Annotated in this window: 6 protein-coding genes and 1 pseudogene; 4 read left to right on the top strand and 3 right to left on the bottom strand. The window is 55.1% G+C overall.

The features are described 5' to 3' along the window. The first annotated feature begins 799 nt into the window (after window positions 1-799). A complete protein-coding gene (locus ABRA89_RS19980) occupies window positions 800-1144 on the top strand; it encodes a hypothetical protein (RefSeq protein ID WP_349943265.1) in 345 nt (114 codons plus the stop codon). 157 nt (window positions 1145-1301) lie between these two features. Here ABRA89_RS19980 and ABRA89_RS19985 read toward each other — a convergent pair whose 3' ends face one another. The 3 genes and pseudogenes from ABRA89_RS19985 to ABRA89_RS19995 form a co-directional block, all read right to left on the bottom strand. After that, on the bottom strand, window positions 1302-1934 hold the full coding sequence (locus ABRA89_RS19985) for a hypothetical protein (RefSeq protein WP_349943266.1): 633 nt from the start codon (window positions 1932-1934) through the stop codon (window positions 1302-1304). Window positions 1935-2153: 219 nt separating this feature from the next. Then, window positions 2154-2813: pseudogene (cysC, locus tag ABRA89_RS19990) on the bottom strand (adenylyl-sulfate kinase); the annotation flags it as partial. Between the two features lie 103 nt (window positions 2814-2916). Further along, a complete protein-coding gene (locus ABRA89_RS19995; protein ID WP_349943267.1) occupies window positions 2917-3081 on the bottom strand; it encodes a hypothetical protein in 165 nt (54 codons plus the stop codon). Between the two features lie 1376 nt (window positions 3082-4457). On the opposite strand from ABRA89_RS19995, the gene ABRA89_RS20000 reads away from it, so the two are divergent. The 3 genes from ABRA89_RS20000 to ABRA89_RS20010 all read left to right on the top strand — a co-directional run bounded on the left by ABRA89_RS20000 (window position 4458) and on the right by ABRA89_RS20010 (window position 6170). After that, on the top strand, window positions 4458-4652 hold the full coding sequence (locus tag ABRA89_RS20000; protein WP_349943270.1) for a helix-turn-helix domain-containing protein: 195 nt from the start codon (window positions 4458-4460) through the stop codon (window positions 4650-4652). 187 nt (window positions 4653-4839) lie between these two features. Continuing rightward, complete coding sequence (locus ABRA89_RS20005) at window positions 4840-5670, top strand: helix-turn-helix domain-containing protein (protein ID WP_349943268.1); 831 nt, start codon at window positions 4840-4842, stop codon at window positions 5668-5670. Between the two features lie 35 nt (window positions 5671-5705). Further along, window positions 5706-6170 (top strand): hypothetical protein, encoded by a 465-nt coding sequence (locus ABRA89_RS20010; RefSeq protein ID WP_349943269.1) that lies wholly within the window; start codon window positions 5706-5708, stop codon window positions 6168-6170. Window positions 6171-6610 lie beyond the last annotated feature (440 nt).

Genomic DNA, 6610 nt, shown 5'->3' on the forward strand with positions numbered 1-6610 from the left:
GTCCTCGTCTCGATCAATACGACACCGAGAAAATGCCTCGGCTTCGTCACGCCTCTCCAGGCCATGCTCAAAGAACTTGGCAAAGACGTCCAAATCCGCTTCTCATGATCACGTTGCACTTCATGCTGGAATCCACCATAGGGTATATTCGCGCCTGTGACCTTCTCTGTGGCATGGCGGGCCATTCAGGTTGACGGGATCGCATCCCGCCAGAATATGTAACAGTGTCTATTGTTACAGATGTGGACGTGATGAAGTCCGATCCTGCCGAGATCGTAGAGACCAGCCCTTTCAAAATGCCACCATGGTCTGGACCTGGTAGCGGTAAGGCCGCTTGGAAAGAATGGGCTCTGCATCTTGCTGACGCAAACGACGGGCTATCAGATGTCATCAAAAGCCAGTCAGCCACGATTGCTTATCTAAATGGAGAGGTTGCCTTACTGCGTCAGGAGGCGGCGGCTCGAAAGCCAACGGGCTCTCGCAAGCGTCTTTCCGATGACAAGGTTGCGCGCATCGAAGGCGAGATTTCCGCAGGGGCGAGCGCTCGCCATATCGCCTCCAGGTTCGGAGTATCCGCCATGACCGTAAGCCGGATTGCAAGACGTATGAGAAGCCGAGCTCGAACATAATGCGGACGTTGACGTTGGGTCTTCGTTCAAGTGCATCAAATCGCAGATTTCGAGCCGAGCACCGTCTGAAGCAGAATGCGATTAAACTGTTACAACGCGCATTTTTGCCTATCGAATTCCCTTGCGTTATATAATCTCATCGACATACGAAATGGGAGCGCGCAAACGTCATGGCTGAAATAGAAATAAATGCTTCTATTTGGAATGATCTCAATGAAGAAGAAAAAGAAGAAATAACTAAAAATATTATTGACTCTGGTTTAATAAAAAAAGGAGATTATTTTTCTCCTAGAGATGATATTCCGATATTAACACATGACAATGACGATGAATCAGAGCCAGAGTTTGAATTTTTTGCGGAGAATACATGCAAAGGTGCATGTAAGGACGCCTATAATCTGGTGAAAAGGCCTTGTGGACTTATACCTATCAGAAGTCGGCGGCGAGCATGCAAAGAAGCCGCTAAGCGAGCTTACGAAGCATGCAAGAAGGCATGTGAAACCGTTAGCCCGTGACATCCAAGAGGGGGATCCGCAAAACGCGTCATATCCGACCGTTTTAGAGCATCTAGGGGCTTTATCGCCAAAAAATAGCATGAATCTTTTTAGAGCATGCGCACTTCGATGACGCGAGTTTATGAGCGTATCCCAGACTAAGATATTATAAGCGGTCTCATTCGATAGAAGGTGTAAATGAATGGATGCGATCGAGACGCGCGACTTTAATCAACGCACGCTGAGATTCTTCTCGACTGACGCCATGCTCGGCGTGCAATCTTTTCATGGAGTCGTACAACGTGTCAGGCTCGCTCACGAAGCGCGGGAAATGTATTAGGTATACTTGGATTCCGTGCTCTATGAGCGGGTACAGCGCCTTGTAGAACTGTCCGGCGAGGATCGCCTCTTGTTCCTCGGGCTTGTCCGTTAGCCATAGGCCACCCGCATCAGTACCGCTCCGCGTTATGTGCCGGCGGCTCTCGGCAGCTTGAAAGAGGTCACGCATAGGGAGGATCGCAGCGTGAATTCGAATCCTGTTATTTGCAAGGGCTTCAGAGAGGGTCTCGGCAAACCAGGGCGATTTGATCACATAAGGGTTCCCCTCATCGATCAGTGGACGCTCTAGGCCCGCATGCGAGATCGGATCGACATCGGTAGAAACCTGCCGAAGAGAGTAACCTGTATCAAATCCTAAATAAGTGAAATACTGAACAAGAAGAGTTGTTCCAGAACGGCCCGTTCCGGTAATTATTATGTGACCATCATCCTTAGATGTTCTGCTTTTATATTTTTTTTTGAAAAAATTCATCTGCATTACTCATTATTTTTCAAGAAAGTCCCGATTTGATTTTTTAATAATATTAAGGTTGATACCTGATCGTCAATCCTTTCCAGTCTTTGGAATTCCTTTATTGCAAAAGAAACTCGGGGAAAAATTATCGGCTAGGTCGCGTCTGCATTCATTTCAGACATATCATAGCGCATGCGAGATGAACGAAGCCCATGAACGCTTCTGGCACCGCGACCATCAGATATGGCCACGCTGCGAGAGCCATGCCTCGATCTCGTCGACGATGTCTTCGGGCGTGCGTTGGGCGGTCTTCAAATGCAGATCGGGATCATCCGGGGCCTCATAGGGCGAATCGACACCGGTGAAATTCTTGATTTCCCCGTTCAGCGCCTTCTTGTAGAGGCCTTTGGGATCGCGCTTGGCACATATGGCAAAGGGCGTGTCGACCCAGATGATAACGAATTCGCCATCAGCCATCATATCTCGAACCATTTCGCGCTCAGCACGGAACGGAGAGATGAAGGAGCACAAGACGATCAGGCCGGCATCTGCCATGAGCCGCGCAACTTCGCCGACCCGACGGATGTTCTCCACGCGGTCTTCCTCGGTGAAGCCGAGATCGCGATTGAGCCCGTGCCGGACATTGTCGCCGTCCAACGTGTAGGTGTGCTTGCTGCGCGAATGCAGCCGTTTTTCCAGAAGATTGGCGATCGTCGACTTGCCCGAACCGGACAGCCCCGTGAACCAGAGCACAGTCGGCTTCTGGCCCTTGGCCTCGGCGCGGGCCACCTTATTGACGTCGAACACCTGCCAATGAACGTTCGAGGCACGCCTCAGCGGGTGATTGATCATGCCTGCGCCGACTGTCGCATTCGTCAGCCGATTGATCAGCGAGTAAAAGGCATCGTCACAAATGATTCTGAAACACATTTGACAATTCTGCTTTATCCAACGAGCCGACGCCACCATGGCCGGCTGCGTAGTTCAGTAAGCTCGCCCTCTAAGGCAGATATGCGATCAGCGGTCTGATCTTTCGAAGTGACCGTTTCAGCCATCCGTCTAGCCATATCTGCCAAATCCGCAGAAAGACGATCGGCACGATCTCGTTCTTGCCGGCGCTCATCCCGTTCACGATCGGCGTCTTGCCGGGATCGAGAAAGCTCATCCTGAAGATCCGTTATCCGGGCCTGAAGGGCGGCAACTTCACCGGCCGTTGGTCCAGCTGGTAGCCGCTTAGGCGCGAGTTTATCGACCTGCTGGTTATCGCCTGTGTCATCGGGTGGTGGGGCGGTGGTGTCAGCCGGAATAATGATCCGGGCCTTACCGTCGTTCCCGAGCTGCTTGCGCCACATTTCCCGCCGGGCGCGTTGGCGGACGCCCTCGATAGTCAGTCCAAGAATTTTCGCGGCTTGCGCATAAGTCTGCCAAGTGTCTGACATTCAGGAGGTAACCATCCGTCCATCCGCCCGGTTACCGGGTGTGATAAACCAGGCGGTGCGATTGCGATTATCACCACGTGGTGACAATGGCCGGTAATCGACCGGCTACCATCCGAACACCAGACGGTTGTGCGAGCCTGACTTGGCGATCCTTGCGTCACGCGATTGTCGCGGGCATGATGACCAGCAATGCGCGATTCAATGCGCAGAAACGACAAAACCCGGCATCAAGGATACCGGGCTCATCGCAGCGGCCGAAGCCGAGATCATTCGTGGTTGTCTGATCCTCGCAATTTCGAACCGCCTCGTCAACGCCCATAATCGGGTGAACGAACCTGCTTGCGCAAAAAGGCAAGCGGGAACGCAAACGGGTGCGATGCGCCGACCCTTGCGATCCGGGCCTTGCGGGGAATCGGGTGAATGACATTCGCAGGACTTCAAACAGCTGTAGCGCCAGAGTTCGAAGCCAGATCGGCCATATGGAAAGACCAGGCGGCTGGGCTGATCTCGTTCGCAGAGGCGCGGCGGCGATCGGCGGCGATCGGCCAAGAACCGAAAGTTTCAAAGGGATCCGCCGTAGGATCGCGACCACGATCGGCGGAATCACTGGCAAGACGGCGGCGCTGGGTGGCTGCCGGGATGATGCCGCCCCAAGTCGCTTGCCTCTTCACACAAGGGCAAACGGCGGTTCTCGCCGTAATCGCTGCCGAGGTGAAAAAGCGCGGCCGATGCGAGCTTCCCATTGCCGCTATCGCAGCACTCGCGGGTGTTGGACGAACCACAGTTCAGAACGCCTTGCGCGCGGCTGAGAATGCCGGCGTCCTGAGTGTCGAGGAACGGCGTCTCAGATGGACGCGGAACGATACGAACGTGGTGAAGATCATCTCGCCCGAATGGACCGCATGGCTGAAGCTTCGAAAGGGGGAGGGTTCAAAAGCGCGGGCGGCATCGAATACAGATATATATTCTCCACGGCCATTCCTCCCGTTTGGCTCTGGAATGACCGAGAAAAGCGCAAGGCGGGTTACAAGATCGAGTAGCAGGTCGGATGCAGACGGCTCAGGATTTGGTGTCGCTGGTCCGGTGCTGTATATTGCGCCTGATGATAGAGCCAGACACAACATGTTCCGTTCTCACAATTCCTGAGGCGGCCCGCTGCCTCAAGGTTTCGGAACGAACAATCGCCCGTCTTATCGCAGACGGACAATTACACGCGCCGAAAGTCCGCCGTAGGCGCCTCATCTCTCGCACCTCGATCGAGCGGCTTTTGGTGCCCGATCCGAGCAGACTTTCATAACAAAATGTGGAGCGAAAAACTGACCGAGATCAGGCTCTAGCCCCTGCGCAGCAAGGCTTTGAGAAAGGTACGGTCAATCTGTCGGCAGAAGGCGCTTCTTATAGTGTTAAAGAGACAGCAACGGACAACAGTCGGGTACGGCCTGCACCAAGACGAGATCAGGAGGCTCCAGAACGGTGCTCACTTCATGCGGCGATCAGGCTTTCAAATTTGGTATGCGGTGCTCGGGGATGAACTCTTGGACTGCAGCTCAGATGTGGCCAGGAAGGAAGCGAGCCGCTTCACGTCGCGCATTGTCCTAGAGCAAGGCCGGGCCGACTTACCCCCGTACTGGATCGTCGCCTTCGAGACGGAATGCAGTTTGCATGCGAACATCTTGTTTTTCGGCACGAAAAAGATTGCAGATCGCCTTCACCGATCGTTTGCGCCGTACATGCAGGGCGCCGGGGCAATCCAACCAGTCCGCGGTGCAAACGGCCTGAAGAAGACCATCAGCTACCTCTCCAAAGAAGGAACCCAGCAGGCAATGGTATCCTGCAACCTGCCGATGAGCACTCGGCGTAAGGGTTCGCATCGCTTGGAAGGTGGTGGAGATCGTATTCGCCTTTCGCCCGCCCTTCGTAGAGATGCCATAACGGCCGGCGTGGTGGAGCCATGGCAACGGACAAATGCCGATCGCAAGACTTTCGCAATTCCGGCGCCCTCGATCCTACTGCCGACTAAACCGGCAATCGTCACGTTACCGGCTCCGATTATCGAACCGGATGGACAGCTCGCCTTTTTCGGAATGGAAGCGCAGCCGATCATCACGCTCACGAACTACCGATCCGGCCGGCTTCCTGAAGCCGTCGCCCGCGAAATCGAGGACCGCCGCAGGAAACTCGGGTGGTCACAAAAAGAGGCCGCAAGCCGGGCCGGTCTGTCCCAGCCGACCTGGGCGAACGCGATCCGTGGCCATGACGGCTTCAGCCGGCATGCCGTCGCCCGCCTCAAAACCGTTTTGAGTTCTGCCGCATGAGCCAAGTCACTCGAAAGCCGAAACCGGCCGCGTCAATGGAGGTCGATAAAGATGGGAAGATTGCAGCCCACCTTTCCGGTCTAGAGGAACTGTTCGCCTCCAAGAACGAGGCTTTCTTGGTCGGGATGGCGAACCAGCTCATCAACATCACGTCGAAAGGCCAGAAGCTTGACGACGAAGCCTTGGCGTTCGCTGGCTCTCTCGTTGCCGGCATCAAGCCTAAGGACGAAATCGAGGCGATGCTCGCGGTGCAGATGGCAGGCATCCACAATGCGACGGTGGCGCTCGCAAGAAGGCTCGCCCATTGCGAGACGATCCCCCAACAGGACAGCGCGTCACGGTCCCTGAACCAGCTCGCACGAACCTACATCGCCCAGGTGGAGGCTCTGAAACGGCATCGAACCGGCGGACAGCAACGCGTCATCGTCGAGCATGTCACCGTCGAGGCCGGCGGGCAGACGGTTGTCGGTACAGTCGAGACAGGGGGGCGGGGTCGGTGACGAAAGAAGCCGGCAACCCCATGCAACGGGCTCCTCGATGCACGGCACGAAGTAAGCGCACGGGCTTGGCGTGCGGCTCTCCGGCGGTTTCAAACTGGACTGTATGCCGAATGCACGGCGCGCGTGGTGGCGCTCCTACGGGGTCTCGCAACGGTGCCTGGCGCCATGGCGAGCGGACAATCGAGGCGATGGCGTTTCGTTCTCAGGTCGCCGAACTGGTCAGGGAATCTCGCGAACTGGCGAACCAGCTCTAAAAAATCCTCACAGAAGCCCGTCAGAAGCGAAAAGCTTGTTATCTGACAGTGGGTAGCGCCATACCTGATTTCCAGCGCGAAGTGCAACACCCCAGAGCCGATGTATGATCGGCTCGGTTGTCCAGACCAATTGGAGTGTTGCGTTGCCATCCTACGTCCATCTTTCATCTCTCGAAAGAGAACAGA

This window comes from Fulvimarina thalattae (assembly GCF_040239565.1).
Taxonomy (GTDB): Bacteria; Pseudomonadota; Alphaproteobacteria; order Rhizobiales; family Rhizobiaceae; genus Fulvimarina.

Bases quoted from the DNA above. Each gene is read 5' to 3' on its own strand.
- ABRA89_RS19980 (WP_349943265.1), top strand. From the start codon at position 800: ATGGCTGAAATAGAAATAAATGCTTCTATTTGGAATGATCTCAATGAA.
- ABRA89_RS19985 (WP_349943266.1), bottom strand. From the start codon at position 1,934: ATGAATTTTTTCAAAAAAAAATATAAAAGCAGAACATCTAAGGATGAT.
- ABRA89_RS19995 (WP_349943267.1), bottom strand. From the start codon at position 3,081: ATGAGCTTTCTCGATCCCGGCAAGACGCCGATCGTGAACGGGATGAGC.
- ABRA89_RS20000 (WP_349943270.1), top strand. From the start codon at position 4,458: ATGATAGAGCCAGACACAACATGTTCCGTTCTCACAATTCCTGAGGCG.
- ABRA89_RS20005 (WP_349943268.1), top strand. From the start codon at position 4,840: ATGCGGCGATCAGGCTTTCAAATTTGGTATGCGGTGCTCGGGGATGAA.
- ABRA89_RS20010 (WP_349943269.1), top strand. From the start codon at position 5,706: ATGGAGGTCGATAAAGATGGGAAGATTGCAGCCCACCTTTCCGGTCTA.